The sequence below is a fragment of the Streptomyces sp. NPDC093591 genome, from assembly GCF_044764885.1.
GTDB lineage: Bacteria > Actinomycetota > Actinomycetes > Streptomycetales > Streptomycetaceae > Streptomyces.
The window spans coordinates 438,865-454,477 of the sequence record NZ_JBIWIY010000004.1 but is presented as its reverse complement, the minus strand read 5'-3'; the positions used below and the strand labels follow the sequence as shown (position 1 = coordinate 454,477).

Genomic DNA, 15,613 nt, shown 5'->3' with positions numbered 1-15,613 from the left:
TGCTCCTCTCACACACGTCACTCCACGGTGCCCCAAGGCGGGACATCGCGCGAGCCGTCCGTCACCGCGCCACGCTCAGCGACAGCGCGAACCGGCCCTGACCGTCCGTCCACCAGTGCGCCAGCTCCAGCCCGGCCGCCGACAGTTCCGCGCGGACACCGTCCCGCCGGAACTTCGCCGACACCTCGGTGCGCATCTCCTCGCCCGCCGCGAAGTCGACGGCGAGATCGAGCGCGGGCACCTTCACGGTCTGCGCCGAGCGGGAGCGCAGCCGCATCTCGATCCACTCGTTCTCCGCGTCCCAGAGCGCCACGTGGTCGAAGGCGCCGGGATCGAAGTCGGCGCCCAACTCGCGGTCGATCACCGTCAGCACGTTCTTGTTGAAGGCGGCCGTCACCCCGGCCGCGTCGTCGTACGCCTCGACCAGGACCTGCTCGTCCTTGACCAGATCCGTGCCGAGCAGCAGCGCGTCACCGGGGGAGAGCAGGGCGCGGACGGAGGCGAGGAACGCGGCCCGCTCGGCCGGCAGCAGGTTGCCGATCGTGCCGCCGAGGAACGCCACCAACCGCGGGCCCGGCGTGTCCGGCAGGGCCAGCCCGCCGGTGAAGTCGGCGATCAGCGCGTGCACGTCCAGCCCGGGCCGCTCCTCGATGAGCGCGTGCCCGGCCTGGGTGAGCGCGCTGTCGCTGACGTCCACGGGGACGTAGGTGTGCAGCGCGGTGAGCGCGTCGATGATGTACCGCGTCTTCTCCGAGGAGCCGGAGCCCAGTTCGACCAGGGTGCGGGCGCCGGTGACCGCGGCGATCTCCCCGGCCCGGCCGACGAGGATCTCGCGCTCGGCGCGCGTCGGGTAGTACTCGGGCAACTCGGTGATCCGCTCGAAGAGTTCGCTGCCCCGCGCGTCGTAGAACCACTTCGGCGGCAGCGTCTTGGGCGTGCTGGTCAGGCCCTTCAGGACGTCGGCGCGCAGTGCGGCGTCGGTGGCGTCCTCGGGCAGGGTGCGGGTGAGAAGGAACGGACTCACGTGCTGGGCTCCTTCGGTCGTGCCGGTGCCAGGGCGTCGCTCGGGTCTTTCAGCGGGGTGAGCAGCACATCGGTGCCGCTGGCCGCGAGGAGGGTGCGGTCGGGGACCTCCTGCCAGTGCGGATCGTCGTCGTAGGGCTCGGAGGCCACGACGGTGCCGCCGCCGGTTCTGGGCAGATACCAGAGGGTGTCGCCCCAGGCGGTCGCGGTGATCGTCTCGCCGTTGGTGAGCAGCAGGTTCAGCCGGGAGCCGGGGGCCGCCTCGGCGACCTCGAGGACGGTGTCCGCCAGCGCCTGCCCCTGCTCGTCGCCGCCGCGCAGCCGGGCCAGGACCAGCGCCCACACGAGCGCCGAGTCGTTGCGGGCCTCCATCGACAGCAGGTCCACCGCGGGCAGGCTCGAAACGAGCGGTGCCAGCGAACCCGGCCAGCCCTTCACGGCGCCGTTGTGGCTGAACAGCCAGGGGCCCGCCGCGAACGGCGCCGCCGCGGCCTCCGCGTCCGCGCCCGCCAGCGTCGCGTCCCGTACGGCGGCCAGCAGCGCGGTGGACCGCACGACCCGGGCCAGATCGGCGAAGGACAGGTCCGCCCAGATGGGTCCGGCCCGGCGGTAGCGCGCTGGTACGGGATCTCCCTCGGCGTACCAACCGACCCCGAAACCATCGGCGTTCACCGTCCCGTACCGCTGCCGCCGAGGCGCCCACGACTGGCGGTACAGGCCGTGCGCGGGCTCCACGAGGAGCCTGCCGAGCGGCTCCTCGGGGCCCAGATAGGCCAGATGACGGCACATCAGACGCCCCCCGCGGAGCGGGCCGTACGGAACCCGGAGAAGATCTGCCGCCGGATCGGATAGTCCCAGTTGCGGAAGGTGCCCCGGCAGGCCACCGCGTCCACGGCGAACGAACCGCCGCGCAGCACCTTGTACTCGGGCCCGAAGAACACCTCCGAGTACTCCTTGTACGGGAACGCCCGGAAACCCGGGTACGGCGCGAAGTCGCTCGCCGTCCACTCCCACACGTCACCGATCAACTGCCGTACGCCGAGCGGCGATTCCCCCTCCGGGTAGCTGCCGGCCGGGGCCGGGCGCAGGTGCCGCTGGCCGAGGTTGGCGTGCTCCGGTGCCGGGTCGGCGTCGCCCCACGGGTACCGCGTCGAGCGGTCACCGGCCGGGTCGTGCCGGGCGGCCTTCTCCCACTCGGCCTCGGTGGGCAGCCGGCGCCCGGCCCAGCGGGCGTAGGCGTCGGCCTCGTACCAGCACACATGCAGCACCGGCTCATCGGGCGGGACGACCTCGGTGACGCCGAAGCGGCGCCGCAGCCACTGCTTGCCGTCCCGGCGCCAGAACAGCGGGGCGTCGATGGAGTGCTGCCGGATGTGCGCCCAGCCCTCCGGCGCCCACCAGCGTTCGGTGTCGTAGCCGCCGTCCTCGATGAACGCCTGGTACGCGGCGTTCGTGACCGGCGTCGTGTCGAGGTAGTAGGGCGCCACCTCGCGCCGGTGCGCCGGGCGTTCGTTGTCCAGAGCCCACGGCTCGGTCGACGTGCCCATGGTGAACGGACCGCCGGGGACCAGGACTTCGGACGGTCCGGTGAACAGCGGCGCCGGGTCCGGGTCGGGGGCCGTCAGGGCCTGCGGGCCCTTGCGGAGCTGATGGGTGATCAGCATCGTCTCGTCGTGCTGCTGCTCGTGCTGCGCGATCATCCCGAAGGCGAAGCCCGCCTCGGTCAGCCGCGTCCCGTGGAAGGCCGTGCTCTCCAGCAGGTCCAGCACCCGGCCGCGCACCTCGGACGCGTAGTGCCGGGCCTCGGTCGGTGGCAGCAGCGGCAGCGAGGGGCGTTCGGCGCGAGGGTGCTCGAAGGCGTCGTAGAGGCCGTCGATCTCGGGCCGCATCGCCTCCCGCCCGGCGACCGCCCGCAGCAGCCACTGCTCCTCCTGGTTGCCGATGTGCGCGAGGTCCCACACCAGCGGGGACATCAGCGGCGAGTGCTGGGCGGTGAGGTCGGGGTCGTCGACACAGGAGGTCAGCAGGGTCGTACGGGCACGGGCGGTGGTCAGGGTGGTGAGCGCCCGCTCGCGCAGCGCGTCCGCGTCGAGGGCGGGGTCGGTCATGTGCGGATGTCCTTCCCGTGCAGGGTGCGTTCCGTGCCGTACAACTCGTCCAGCAGGTCGTCGGCGGGGCAGCGCCCCTTGAGCACATAGCGGTCCCGGTACGCCGCCACGGCGTCCATGACCTCGGCGGTGGCCCCGAGCCGGGGCAGGGCCTCCAGCGCCGCCGCGAAGCAGGCTACGGCCACCTCCTGAAGCTCGGGGTCGGCGAGTCCCGAGCGGGCCGCGTCGATCCACAGCGGATTGTGCGGCGCGGGCAGCGACAGGGAGCGCTCTGCCAGGGGCTTCACGGCGCGGTAGGCGGTCTCGGCGGCCTCGGGGTCGTCGAAGAGCGCGGTGGTCACGGCGAGCGGCACGATCCAGCCGTCCTCGCCGGGCTGCGCGTCGATCATGCGCAGCTCCAAATGGCCACGTGGTCTGACCGGCGGGAACAGCGTCGTGAGGTGGTAGTCGAGGTCCTCGTGGACCGGTGGCCTGGGCGCCCCGGATCTGGTCCACTCGCGGAAGGTCAGCCCCTCCGGGACATGCCAGGGTCCGCCGTCCTGCCGTACGCACATCACCGGCGCGTCCAGCACGTGCCGCGCCCAGGCTGCCCGGGGATCGCCGTCCAGCGGGGGTGCGCCCGCGCGGCCCGCGCCGATCTCCATCCACAGCAGCTGCCGGGTGGAGAGCCAGCCGGTCGGCTCGCGCCCGGCCAGCGGGGAGTTGGCGAAGGCGGCGACCAGGACCGCGCCCAGCTGGTGCGCCAGCCACCAGCGTCGCCCGTGCCCGAGCGGACCGGGCTCCTCGTATCCGGCGTCCAGGCACACCTGCACGGAGGCCGAGGTGCACATCATGGCGCGGCCGGCCGGGCCCGTGCGGTCCAGACAGGCCTCCATGGCGTCGTAGCGCGGCTCGCGCAGGAACCGGCGGGGCGAGCGCCAGGGGTCGTTGCCGATGCCGTGGAGACCGAGACCGTGTTCGCGCAGTACCGCGCGGGCGGCGTCGAGGTCGGCGGAGACGGTACCGATGCACTCCATCAGGGAGGCGGCGGGCGGCGAGCTCAGCTCCAGCTGGCCGCCGGGCTCGACGGTGAGCGCCGACCTCAGGGGCACGGTCCGCAGTGCGGCGTAGGCCGCTTCGAGTCGTTCGGGTGATACGGGGAGCCGCGGACTGCGCAGCTCATGGACGAGCCATTCCACTTCGACCCCGAGGGTGCGGGGCGGGCCGGTCTTGAAGCAGATGCCCCTGACCAGGGCCTCCACCTCGGCTTCGGTGACTGCGGTGCGAGGCTGCTCCTTACAGTCACTCACCGAATCTGACATGTCGGGATCCTCCTGAGAGTCCACGATGCCGCCCGGCCCGGATCTTGTGGGCGGGCCGGCACACTCGTCCCACCCAAGACGCTCGCGTCGCATCGCACAAGGGTGCGTACCGGCACGTTCCGGGTCGGTAACCTCCGCTCTCCGGGCGTTTCCAGGGGCTTTCCCGGTCGTTCGCGCACGTCCGCGGAGCGGGAAACTCCGTTGCACCGCATCACCAGCATCGCCCAGGATCGGTGCATGAGCACGACGGGGGAGATCGCGCGGAGCGCGGTCATGGCGCGCACGGGGGTGGCGCCATGAGCGCGCGTCTGCGCGGCATCGCACAGCAGACGGAACAGATCGTCGCGGCGGGGGCGTACCGCACGTCCGACGGGCGCGAGGTGTCGATCGCGGCGGCCGTCGAGGCCGCCCGGGACGGCACGCGGATGTACGGGCCGGACCCGGTGCCGGTGCCGCGGACACCCGAGGCCGAGACGTTCTTCGAGGTCACCGGTGAGAGCAGCCTGGAGGCCGCCCGCCGGCTCGGCGGCGAGCCGGCCGTGCTGAACTTCGCCTCGGCCCGCAACCCCGGCGGCGGCTATCTGAACGGCGCCCAGGCCCAGGAGGAGGCCCTGTGCCGAGCCTCGGCGCTGCACACCTGCCTGCTCCAGGCCCGCGCGTTCTACGACCACCACCGAGCCCACCGCGACCCCTTCTACACGGACCGCGTCATCCACTCAGCCGGCGTGCCCGTCTTCCGCGACGACCGCGGCCGTCTGCTGGACGAGCCGTACCCGGTCGGCTTCCTGACCGCCGCCGCGCCGAACGCGGGCGTCGTCCGGCGTACGGCCCCGCAGCGCACGGCCGAGCTGCCGCAGGCGCTGGCCGTACGGGCCGAACGCGTGCTGGAGACGGCCGCGGCGCACGGGTACCGGCGGCTGGTGCTGGGCGCGTGGGGCTGCGGGGTGTTCCAGAACGACCCGGCGCAGGTGGCAGGCGCGTTCCGGGGGCTGCTCGCGCCCGGCGGGCGGCTCGCCGGGGCCTTCGAGCACGTGGTGTTCGGCATCCTGGACCGCACGCCCCAGAGCCAGGTGCGAGCCGCGTTCGCCCGGGCGTTCCCGGAGCGTCAGGTCCAGCCGTAGCGTTCGTGCAGCCGGTGCCTGACCAGGTTGAACCGCCCCCGGTCCAGCGCGCACGCCTCCCGGCGCATGCCCTGCTCGTGCAGCCGGAGGATGCGGTCCACGTCCACCCAGGAGTCGCGGCCCGTCCGGTCCCACGGCCCGCTGCCGATGGCGACCCACTCACGGTCCCCATCGTGCCGCTTGCTCGACAACTGCACGGCGAGGAAGGTGCCGGCGGCCTCCCGGGCGACCACCAGCACGGGGCGGTCCTTGCCCCGCCCGTCGTTCTCCTCGAAGGGGACCCAGGTCCAGACGATCTCCCCGGGGTCGGGGTCGCCGTCGTGCGCGGGGGAGTACTCGGTGCGCACCTTGCCGACCCGGCGGGGGTCGGCTTCGGAGGTGGCGGACGGACCGAACCGGCCCGGGACGTTCTCGTCGGTGGAGATGCTCACGGGGGCACCCTAGAGGCTGCCCCCGCGCGCGAACCCGCCGGGTCACTTCTCGTCCGCCGGCGCCTTCTGGTTCCGGCCGAGCCCGTCGAGCAGGGCATGTGCCGGGGGGAAGTCCCGCCCGACACCCGCCCGTTCCGGTCCATCGCGACGGACGGCGACAACCGGACGCCGACAACCGGACGGCGACGCCCCTCGGCGTACGCCCCGTCAGACGACCGCGACGGTCTCTTCCTCGCCCTGCTGCGGCGGCCACAGCTCGTGCCAGCGCAGCTCCGCCTCCAACTGCGCGGCCAGCGAGATCAGCAGGGGCTCACTGTTCGCCGGTCCCAGCAACTGGGCGCCGACGGGCAGCCCGTCGACGAATCCGGCCGGGACGTTGATGCCCGGCCAGCCCAGCACGTTCCACGGCCAGGCGTAGGGGCAGGCCGCGATCATCGCGCGGTCGGTGGCGAAGCCGCCGAGTTCGAGCATCGCCCCGATCCGGGGCGGGGGAGCGGCCGTGGTGGGGGCCAGGATCACGTCGTACGACTCGTAGAACGCGCCGATACGACGGTGCAGCAGCGCTTCGGCCCGCCGGGCCGCCCGCAGTGGAACCCCGCCGAGCAGCCGGCCCAGCCGGGCGGCGTCCCGGGTGCGCGGGTCGAGCAGCGCGGGGAAGGGCGTCGCGCTCACCCACTCCGCGATGCCGACCGTCGCGCGGGGGACGAAGGTCAGCCCGATCTGGCCGTACGGCGGATCCGCCTCCTCGACGAGGTGCCCCAACCCGCCCAGTTTCTTGGCGAGTTGGACGACCCTGGCCCGCACCTCGGGTTGCAGCCGGGCGGGCACGGCGGTGAACGGCGGCTTGAGGGAGAGTGCGATGCGCAGCCGGCCGGGGTCGCGGCCCACCGCCTCGGAGGCGTTGATCGCCGGAGGCCGGTGCGGGTCGAGGTCGTGGTTGCCGGCGGCCGCGTCCAGCAGCAGGGCCGCGTCGGCCACCGTACGGGCGAGGGTGCCATTGACGGTGATGCCCTGGAACGACTCGCCGCGCGGCCAGGTGGAGATGCGGCCGCGCTGCGGCTTGATGCCGATCAGATGGGTCCAGGAGGCGGGGATCCGCACCGAGCCGGCGCCGTCCGAGCCGAGCGCGGCGGGCACCAGACCGGCGGCGACGGCGGCCGCGGATCCGCCGGACGAGCCGCCCGGCGTGTGGTCCGGGTGCCACGGATTGCGGGTCGCGCCGAAGGCGGGCCCCTCGGTGAACGGCCACTGCCCCAGCTCGCAGGTGTTGGTCTTGCCGACGATCACGGCACCGGCCGCGCGCAGCCGCCGCACCGCCTCGCCGTCTTCGGTGACCGGCGGGAACTCCCCGCTGCAGCCGAACGCGGTCGGCTCGCCCGCCACGTCCATGTCGTCCTTCACCGCGACCGGCACGCCGAGCAGCGGTCGGCGCGCTCCGGCGGCGAGCTCCTCGTCCGCGGCCTCCGCCTCGGCGAGCGCGGCCTCGGCCCGGACCACCCGGAACGCGTTGACGGACCCCTGGGTCGCCTCGATCCGCGCCAGCGCCTGAACGACGAGCGCCCGCGAGGTCACCTCCCCGTCGGCCAACGCGCGGACGGACTCGGCGAGACCTACGGCACGGTCGGGTGTCATACGGGCACCTCCGGGACGACGTTGTCTACCGAACGGTAACCTCCAGCGGGTCGGAGGCGGAACGTTTACGCCCGGTGCGGCTCCCAGGTTCACCACAGGTTTCTCCCAGGTCCCCCCTCCCGCTGCGCAAACCATTGACGCGCCCGCACCTCCCCCCTACCTTCTGATCGAATTTCCGAACTGCGTTCGTGATATCGAACCGTGTTGAGGGAGAGCCACCCGTGAACAGACGTCCCCACACCCCGTCCCGCCGCAGCGTGCTGCGCGCGATGGCCGCCCTGCCCGCCTCCGCGTTGATCCTGGGCGAGGCCCCCGGCCTGCTCGGCACGGCACTGGCGGCCGCACCGCCCAGCGGCTCGGCCACCCGCTACACCATCGTGCCGTTCCTGAACAGCAACGACGGGACCGTGAACGTCTATCAGTCGGACGACGCCACCGACTTCCGGCTGGCCAAGGCCTCCGCCTACACGCCGCCCAGCAACCGCATCCGCGACGCGAGCATCTTCAAGCACACCAACGGCTACTACTACATCACCTACACGACCCACACCTGGCAGGACACCAGCACCACCATCGGCTTCGCGCGCAGTACCGACCGGGTCAACTGGACGTTCCTGTACGACTACACGGTCCCGATCGCCAACCTCTCCCGGGCGTGGGCGCCGGAGTGGTTCGTCGACAGCGACGGCAGCGTGAACGTCATCGTGTCCTGCTCGACCACCAACGACCAGTGGATCTTCACGCCGTATCTGCTGAAGGCCACGAACTCCTCGCTGACGGCGTGGAGTTCACCGGTGGCGCTGTCCGGCATCGGCGCGAACCACATCGACACCTTCATCGTGAAGATCGGCTCCACCTACCACGCCTTCACGAAGAACGAGACGACGAAGTACATCGAGTACGCCACCGCCTCGAACCTCACCGGCCCCTACACGATCTCCCGCACCGGCAACTGGGCGGGCTGGGGCAGCTACCGCGAGGGCCCCGCGCTGGTACAGCTCGACAACGGCGGCTGGCGGCTCTTCTTCGACGGCTACGGCGACGGCACCTACTACTACAGCGACAGCTACGACACCTTCGCCACCTGGTCCGCCCCGGCGGCCCTGCCCGCCGTCTCGGGAACGGCCCGCCACTTCACGGTCATCAAGGAGACCGTCTCGGGCGGCCCGGCCCTGGCGAAGAACGTCACCCGCTCCTTCCAGTCGGCCAACTACTCCACCCGTTACTGGCAGGTGCAGTCCTCCCTGCTCAACCTCCCGGTGGTCAGCGGCTCGAGCGCCACCGCCGAGAAGCAGGCCTCGACGTTCACGGTCGTGCCCGGCCTCGCCGACGCGAACGGCTACTCCTTCCGCGACTCCTCCGGCAGGTACCTCCGCCACTGGGACTTCCGGGCCCGCTTCGACGCCAACGACGGGACGTCGACGTTCGCCAAGGACGCCACGTTCGTCGCCCGCACGGGCACGTCGAGCGGCTCGATCCGCTTCGAGTCGTACAACTATCCCGGCTACTACCTGCGGCACTACAGCTATCAGCTGCGGGTGGAACGATCGGACGGAACGGACCTGTTCCGGCAGGACAGTTCGTTCGTGCCGGTGACGGCCTGGGCCTGACCTGCACCTTCTCAGCGGACGTAGTCCGCGCCGGTGATGTCGACCGTGGCGCCCGTCGTGTGACGGGAGCGGCCGGAGGCCAGGAACACGATCATCTCCGCCACATCCTGTGGCGGGGTGATCTCCCCCAGGGGCACGCTCGCGCCGTCCGCTTCGCCCGCGTCCGCCAGGTCGGTCGCGACCCACCCGGGTGCCACGGAGTAGGCGAGGACACCGTCGGCGGCGAATCCCCGCGCGATGCCCTTGGTCAAGGCCAGCAAGCCGGCCTTGGCGGCACCGTAGGCCAGGTGTTCGGCGTCGTCGCCCCGGTGGGCGGAACGGCTGGACACGCTCACGACGATGCCCCCGCCGCGCTCACGGAAGTGGAGCACGGCGTTGCGGCTGAGGTCCGCCGGACCGAGGAGGTTGAGGGCCAGGTTCCCGGCCCAGCCCCGGCGCCACTGTGCCGGGTCGTCGAGCGGCGAACCCAGCCAGACTCCGGCGTTGTTGACCAGGACGTCGACATGGCCGCGCCAGGCCAGGGCCTCCCGCCACAGGGTCTCCGCCTGATCCGTGTCGCGCAGGTCGGCGCGGACCAGGCATCCGCGGTCTGCGAGCAGGTGCTGGAGATCGAGCGCGGCCTGCTCGTCATTGGCCCAGTGCGCGACGACGTGAGCGCCTTCGCGGTGGGCGGCGAGTGCGGTCGCCCGCCCGATGCCGCGCGACGCCCCTGTGACGAGGACCGTGCGTCCGGTGAGCAGCCGGCTGCCTGGGGAAGGCGTTTCGTCGTTCATGCGACTGCCTGTGCTCCGGTGATCTCGACTATGGATCCGCACATGTACGGCGCTTCGTCCGAGGCCAGGAACGCCACCAGCGCCGCGACCTCCTCCGGTGTCCCGATGCGGCCGAACGGCACCAGGGCGTCGAGTTCGGCGACGGTGCGTCCCGTCCGCGCGAGGTTCGCCTCCACCATCGGCGTACGGATCTCTCCCGGGCACACGGCGTTGACCCGGACGCCCCGGTGGGCGTGGTCCCGGGCGAGGCTGCGGGTGAAGGCGACGACGGCGGCCTTCGTCACGTTGTACGCGAGGTGTCCCGGCGCCGGCTGCAGGCCCCACTGCGAGGCCGTGTTGACGATGGCTCCACCACCCTGGGACACCATGTGCGGCAGTGCCGCCCGGCACAGGTGGAACAGCGGGTGCACGTTGACGGCGAAGCTGCTCTCCCAGTCCTCGGGGGAGAGCGCGAGGAGGTCGCCGCGCCGGTTGACGCCGGCGTTGTTCACCAGTACGTCGACATGACCGTGACGGGCGACCACGTCCTCGACGGCCTGCCCGCAGGCGCCGGCATCGGCGAGGTCGAACTGCGAGACCTCGGCCCTGCCGCCCTCCCTCGTGATCCCGGAGGCGACTTCGTCCGCCGTGGCACCGTCGACGTCGCAGACCACGACGATGGCCCCTTCGCGGGCCAGTCGCCGTGCGATCGCGGATCCGATACCCCCTCCCGCACCGGTGACCACGCACACCTTCCCGGAGAAGCGGGAAGCAGTGACCGAGTCGGCCATGATGCCCCTTGCGGGATGGCTCAGCGGCTGGTGAAGACGGTGTCGTGCCAGGACTTGTGCTGGGCGCCGGTGATGTCGGACATGACGTGTTTGACGTTGGTGTACTCGTCGAAGGAGTACGCCGACATGTCCTTGCCGAAGCCGGAGGCCTTGTAGCCGCCGTGCGGCATCTCGCTGATGATCGGGATGTGGTCGTTGATCCAGACGCAGCCCGCCCGGATCTCGCGGCTCGCGCGCCCGGCGCGGTAGACATCGGTGGTCCAGGCGGACGCGGCCAGCCCGTACGGGGTGTCGTTGGCGAGCCGGAGGGCGTCGTCGTCGGTGTCGAAGGGCAGGCAGACCAGGACCGGTCCGAAGATCTCCCGCTGGACGATGGCGGAGTCCTGGGCGGCGTCGGTGATGAGGGTGGGCTCGTAGTAGGCGGCCCGGCCGAGCGGCCCGTCGGGGATCCTGCCGCCGCGCACGACGGTGGCTCCGGCGCGGCGGGCGTCCTCGACCATGCCGGCGACCTTGTCGCGCTGGCGGAACGAGATCAGGGAGCCCATGTCGGTGTCGGGGTCGTCGACGGGGCCGAGGCGTACGCCGTCCATGAGTTCGGCGACCCGGGTCACGAACGCGTCGTACAGCGGCCGTTGGACGTAGGCGCGGGTCGCGGCCGTGCAGTCCTGTCCGGCGTTGATGAGGGATCCGGCGACGGCGCCGCGGGCGGCGGCCTCCAGGTCGGCGTCGTCGAAGACGACGAAGGGCGCCTTGCCGCCGAGTTCCAGGTGGACGCGCTTGACCGACCCGGCGGCCTGGGCGGCGACTTGGCGGCCGACGGCGGTCGAGCCGGTGAAGGAGACCATGGCCACGTCGGGGTGGGTGACCAGTGCCTGCCCGGCGACCGGTCCGGTGCCCGTGACGATGTTGACGACGCCGTCCGGGATGCCCGCCGCCTGGGCCGCCTCGGCGAACATCACCGAGGTGAGAGGGGTGAGTTCGGAGGGCTTGAGGACGATCGTGTTGCCGGCGGCGACCGCGGGGAGGATCTTCCAGGCAGCCATCTGGAGCGGGTAGTTCCAGGGCGCGATGGACCCGACGACGCCGACGGGTTCGCGGCGGATCGTGGAGGTGTGGTCGCCGGAGTACTCGCCTGATGCGCGGCCCTCCAGGTTGCGGGCGGCGCCGGCGAAGAAGCGGACGTTGTCGATGGTGCCGGGGATGTCGAAGCCGGTCGTCAGCCGGATCGGCTTGCCGCCGATGAGACTCTCGACGCCGGCGAACTCATCGGCCCGCGACTGGAGTTGGTCTGCCCAGCGCAGGAGGGCCTCGGAGCGCTCGACGGGTGTGGTGCGCGACCAGTCGGCGAAGGCGGCGCGCGCCGCGGCCACCGCCTCCTCGACGTCCTCGGGCCCGGCCAGGGTGCCGGTCGCCAGGACCTCACCCGTGGCCGGGTTGGTCACCGCGTGCTCCTGGCCCGATGTGCCGGGGCGTCGCCTGCCCGCGATGAACTGCATGCCGGTGGTCTCCATCAGCGCTCCTGTCCGGTGGCGCCCCACAGGTCGCCGAGCGTGTAGCCGTACGGGAAGGGGTCGGTGTCGTCCAGGACGTACTGGTTGAATCCGGTGATCCAGCCGCGTCCGCTGATCGTCGGTGAGACGGCCTCGTACGGCCCGACTCGGGTGGCGTCGAGGAGCGTGCCCGTGAAGGTCGTTCCGATGATCGACTCGTGGACGAAGGGGGTGTTGAGGGGGAGTTCGCCGCGCGCGTGCAGGGCGGCCATGCGTCCGCAGGTGCCGGTGCCGCACGGGGAGCGGTCCAGGGATCCGGTCCAGGTGGCCGGATCGGCCAGGTCGACCGGTCCGTTCGGCAGGATGACGGTGTTGCGGCCCGAGGCACCGGAGGTGGGCGAGGGGCCGTGGATCATCGTCAGGGCGATCTGGTTGATGTCCGGGTTGAGCGGGTGGCGCACCGGGAACTGCTGCTGGGCCGCTGTACGCAACACCGCTCCGGCGCGCGCGAGTTGCTTCGCGGCCCTCGGCTCCACGACCAGGCCCAGGTCGGCCGCCCTGGCCTGGACGAAGAACTGTCCGCCGAAGACGATGTCGACCGGGACCCGCCCGTACTCGGGCAGATCCAGCTCATGGTCGAGGGCTACGGCGAAGGCGGGCACGTTGGCGAAGGTGACCCGGGTGGCCCTGCCGCCGGACACCTCGGCGCGGACCCGGACCAGCCCGACGGCCGTGTCCACGGTGAGTTCCGTGACCGGCTCGCTCACCGGTACCGCGCCGGCCTCGACCAGCGCGGTGACCGCGCAGATGAGGTTGGAGCCGGACATGGGGCGGAAGCCGCCTTGTTCCAGCACCACCAGGCCGAAGTCGGCGGACGGGTCGGCCGGGGGCAGCACCAGGGCGCCGCACAGGGCCGGGTAGCCGCGCGGCTCCTGGAGCAGGAGCCGGCGCAGGTCGTCGAGGTGCTTCTCGCAGTACTGCAGCCGCTCGGCCATCGTGGCGCCCTTGACGTGCAGATGGCTGCCGATCAGCACGCGGCCCGGTTCGCCCTCGGCGTGGACGTCGATCGCGTGGATGCGGCGGTATGTGCCCATCAGGCGGCCACACTGTCCTCGGCCACGGCGACACCGGCCGCGACGAGCAGCTCGCGCAACTCGGCGACGTACTGCGGGGCCAGCGGCAGCACCGGGCGGCGGGTCGGGCCGGCGCCGACGCCGACCAGGTCGAGGCCGGTCTTGATGCCGCAGGCGTAGTTGTGGGACTCCAGGAACTGGCAGATCGGGAAGATCTTCTTCCACAGTTCGCGTCCGGCGTGCAGGTCACCGCGCACGGCGAGGGCGTCGTACAGGTCGGCGCACAGTCGGGGGATCACGCTGGCGGTGCCCCACACGCCCGCCTTCGCACCGCTGGCGAGGGCGGCGAAGGTGAGGGTGTCCCAGCCGTTGAGGGCGGTGATGTCCGCCGCGTGCTGCTGCTGGACGGCGGAGAGCCATGTGAAGTCGCCGCCGGTGTCCTTGTAGGAGGTGATCGCGGTCTGGCGGGCCAGTTGCGCGAGCTGCTCGGGGGTGAGCTGCACGCCGGACGCGGAGGGGATGTTGTAGTACATGATCGGGATGTCGATCGCCTCGGACACCGCGCCGAAGTACGCGAGCAGCTCCTCGAAGGAGGGCGCGTCGTAGAAGGGCGGCACGATCATGACAGCGGCGGCTCCGGCCTTCTCGGCGTGCACGCTCAGTTCCACGGTGTCCGCCGTGCTGAGCGCGCCCGTTCCGGCGATGACGGGGACGCGTCCGTCGGCGGCCTCGACGTACAGCTCGGTGACCCGCTTGCGCTCGTCGAGGCTCAGCGTGGTGAACTCGCCGGTGCTGCCACCGGGCACGAGGCCGTGGATGCCACCGCCGATGATGTGGTCGGCCTGGCGCCTGACGCCGTCGGCGTCGACGGCCGAGCCATCGGCGGTCAGCGGGGTGACGACGGCGGCGAGGATACCGGTGAACTGGGGGACGCTCATGAAGGGACTCCTGAGATCAGCATGGAGGAAACGGGGTGGCAGCGGGGGACCGGTGGCCGTCAGCGTCGGCTGAAGCGGCGCGGTGAGACGGCCTCGGCGACGGACGGAAGGCGGCGCGTGGTGATCGCCTCGGTGATGATCTCGGCGGTGGCCGGGGCGAGGGTGAGGCCGAGCATGCCGTGGCCCGAGGCGACGTAGACGTTGGGGAGCGGGTCGAGGCGGCCGATGACCGGCAGTCCGTCCGGGGTCATGGGGCGCAGCCCGGCCCACGGAGCGGCCTCTCCCGGGGGGTTGCCCCAGCCGGTGAGGGAGTCGGCGGCGGCCTGCTTGATGGCGGCGACGCGCCGGGGGTTGATGTTCTCCTCCAGGCCGCCGAACTCCATCGTGCCCGCCAGCCGCAGGTAGCCGCCCAGCGGGGTCACCGCGACGCGGGCGTCCTCCAGCGTGAGGGGCGTGCGCAGCGGTACCGGCGAGGGCGAGTAGTCGACGCTGTATCCCTTGCCCGGCCGGATCGGCAACGGGACACCGAGCTGCGCGGCCATGCGGGCGGTCCAGACACCGCCGGCCAGCAGCAGGGTGTCGCCGGTGTACTCGCCCTTGCCGGTCACGACACCGGTGACGGCGTCGCCTCGGCGCAGGAAGCGTCGTACGGGAGTGTGTTCATGTATCTCGACGCCGAGTTCCGTACACCGCTTGAGCAGGCCCTGGGTGAGGGAGTCGGGCTCGACCTGGCGGTCGTCGGGGAAGAACAGGCCGTGTCTGATACGGCTGTTCAGCACCGGCTCCTTGGCCTGTACCGCGTCCCCGTGCAGGTGTTCGGCCACCATGCCGAAGCTCTCGAAGATGTCGAGGGAGGCCAGCTGCTCCTCGTAGCGTTCGCGGGTCTCGAAGGCGAGCAGGACGCCGGCCCGGTGCATCTCGAAGGCGATGCCGTCGCGGGTCCAGTCGTCGAGGAGGTCCATGGTGCCCTCGGCGAGGCGCAGGGTGGTCTCCAGGCCCTGGCGGAAGTCGCGGGTGGTGCAGTGGCGGGCCATGGTGAGCATGAACTTCACGAAGGACGGGTTCAGCGAGGGTTTGACGTACAGCGGGCTGTCCGGCTTCAGCATCCACTTCAGGGACTGCAGGATCACGCCGGGCGCGGGCACCGGGCCGCTCTCCGCAAGGGCGATCTTGGCCGCGTTGCCGTGCGAGGCGGCGGAGCCGGCGCTCCGGGCGTCGAGAACAGTGACCTCGCAGCCGGCCTTGGCCAGCCGGTAGGCGGCGGACAGGCCGACCGCCCCGGCCCCCACAACGATGGTCCGCATGGCGTCCTATACCTCCTGACAGGCGCTTTCAGGCGCCTC

14 protein-coding genes are annotated in these 15,613 nt (G+C 72.0%); 2 read left to right on the top strand and 12 right to left on the bottom strand.

Features of this window, described 5'->3' with window-relative positions; genetic code table 11:
• Positions 1-61: 61 nt before the first annotated feature.
• Genes egtD through egtA form a run of 4 tightly spaced genes read right to left on the bottom strand, consistent with a single transcriptional unit; the run spans position 62 to position 4,432 of the window.
• Entirely contained in the window at positions 62-1,024 is a 963-nt protein-coding gene (egtD, locus tag ACIREI_RS11550) for an L-histidine N(alpha)-methyltransferase (protein WP_403330544.1), read from the bottom strand.
• Positions 1,021-1,812 carry an ergothioneine biosynthesis protein EgtC gene (egtC, locus tag ACIREI_RS11545; RefSeq protein WP_403330541.1) on the bottom strand — a complete coding sequence of 264 codons (792 nt, stop codon included), beginning with the start codon at positions 1,810-1,812 and terminating at the stop codon, positions 1,021-1,023. Before egtC ends, egtD begins: the two co-directional genes overlap by 4 nt.
• A complete protein-coding gene (gene egtB, locus ACIREI_RS11540) occupies positions 1,812-3,131 on the bottom strand; it encodes an ergothioneine biosynthesis protein EgtB (protein ID WP_403330539.1) in 1,320 nt (439 codons plus the stop codon). Before egtB ends, egtC begins: the two co-directional genes overlap by 1 nt.
• On the bottom strand, positions 3,128-4,432 hold the full coding sequence (gene egtA / locus ACIREI_RS11535) for an ergothioneine biosynthesis glutamate--cysteine ligase EgtA (protein WP_403330536.1): 1,305 nt from the start codon (positions 4,430-4,432) through the stop codon (positions 3,128-3,130). The genes egtB and egtA overlap by 4 nt, the downstream gene beginning before the upstream one ends.
• A 296-nt stretch (positions 4,433-4,728) precedes the next feature.
• Between egtA and ACIREI_RS11530 the strand changes: the two genes are divergently transcribed.
• Positions 4,729-5,553 (top strand): TIGR02452 family protein, encoded by an 825-nt coding sequence (locus ACIREI_RS11530; protein WP_403330534.1) that lies wholly within the window; start codon positions 4,729-4,731, stop codon positions 5,551-5,553.
• Here ACIREI_RS11530 and ACIREI_RS11525 read toward each other — a convergent pair.
• Together ACIREI_RS11525 and ACIREI_RS11520 are read right to left on the bottom strand one after the other, a co-directional pair.
• Positions 5,538-5,984 (bottom strand): type II toxin-antitoxin system PemK/MazF family toxin, encoded by a 447-nt coding sequence (locus tag ACIREI_RS11525; protein ID WP_403330531.1) that lies wholly within the window; start codon positions 5,982-5,984, stop codon positions 5,538-5,540. The genes ACIREI_RS11530 and ACIREI_RS11525 overlap by 16 nt on opposite strands.
• A 207-nt stretch (positions 5,985-6,191) precedes the next feature.
• Positions 6,192-7,616, bottom strand: a complete 1,425-nt coding sequence (locus tag ACIREI_RS11520; RefSeq protein WP_403330529.1) for an amidase — start codon at positions 7,614-7,616, stop codon at positions 6,192-6,194.
• Between the two features lie 221 nt (positions 7,617-7,837).
• Here ACIREI_RS11520 and ACIREI_RS11515 point away from each other — a divergent pair, with 221 nt between their 5' ends.
• Positions 7,838-9,226 (top strand): glycoside hydrolase family 43 protein, encoded by a 1,389-nt coding sequence (locus ACIREI_RS11515; RefSeq protein WP_403330526.1) that lies wholly within the window; start codon positions 7,838-7,840, stop codon positions 9,224-9,226.
• A gap of 11 nt (positions 9,227-9,237) precedes the next feature.
• Here the strand turns inward: ACIREI_RS11515 and ACIREI_RS11510 are convergent, their stop codons facing one another.
• Genes ACIREI_RS11510 through ACIREI_RS11485 form a run of 6 tightly spaced genes read right to left on the bottom strand, consistent with a single transcriptional unit; the run spans position 9,238 to position 15,574 of the window.
• Positions 9,238-9,999 (bottom strand): SDR family NAD(P)-dependent oxidoreductase, encoded by a 762-nt coding sequence (locus ACIREI_RS11510; protein ID WP_403330523.1) that lies wholly within the window; start codon positions 9,997-9,999, stop codon positions 9,238-9,240.
• Entirely contained in the window at positions 9,996-10,769 is a 774-nt protein-coding gene (locus ACIREI_RS11505) for an SDR family NAD(P)-dependent oxidoreductase (protein WP_403330520.1), read from the bottom strand. Before ACIREI_RS11505 ends, ACIREI_RS11510 begins: the two co-directional genes overlap by 4 nt.
• 20 nt (positions 10,770-10,789) lie before the next feature.
• On the bottom strand, positions 10,790-12,280 hold the full coding sequence (locus ACIREI_RS11500) for a gamma-aminobutyraldehyde dehydrogenase (protein ID WP_403330517.1): 1,491 nt from the start codon (positions 12,278-12,280) through the stop codon (positions 10,790-10,792).
• A complete protein-coding gene (locus tag ACIREI_RS11495) occupies positions 12,280-13,353 on the bottom strand; it encodes a proline racemase family protein (protein WP_403330514.1) in 1,074 nt (357 codons plus the stop codon). The genes ACIREI_RS11500 and ACIREI_RS11495 overlap by 1 nt, the downstream gene beginning before the upstream one ends.
• Positions 13,353-14,270: a dihydrodipicolinate synthase family protein gene (locus ACIREI_RS11490; RefSeq protein ID WP_403330511.1), complete on the bottom strand. Its 918-nt coding sequence runs from the start codon at positions 14,268-14,270 to the stop codon at positions 13,353-13,355. Before ACIREI_RS11490 ends, ACIREI_RS11495 begins: the two co-directional genes overlap by 1 nt.
• A 59-nt stretch (positions 14,271-14,329) precedes the next feature.
• Positions 14,330-15,574, bottom strand: coding sequence for an NAD(P)/FAD-dependent oxidoreductase (locus tag ACIREI_RS11485; protein WP_403330508.1), 1,245 nt, complete (start codon positions 15,572-15,574; stop codon positions 14,330-14,332).
• Between the last annotated feature and the right edge of the window lie 39 nt (positions 15,575-15,613).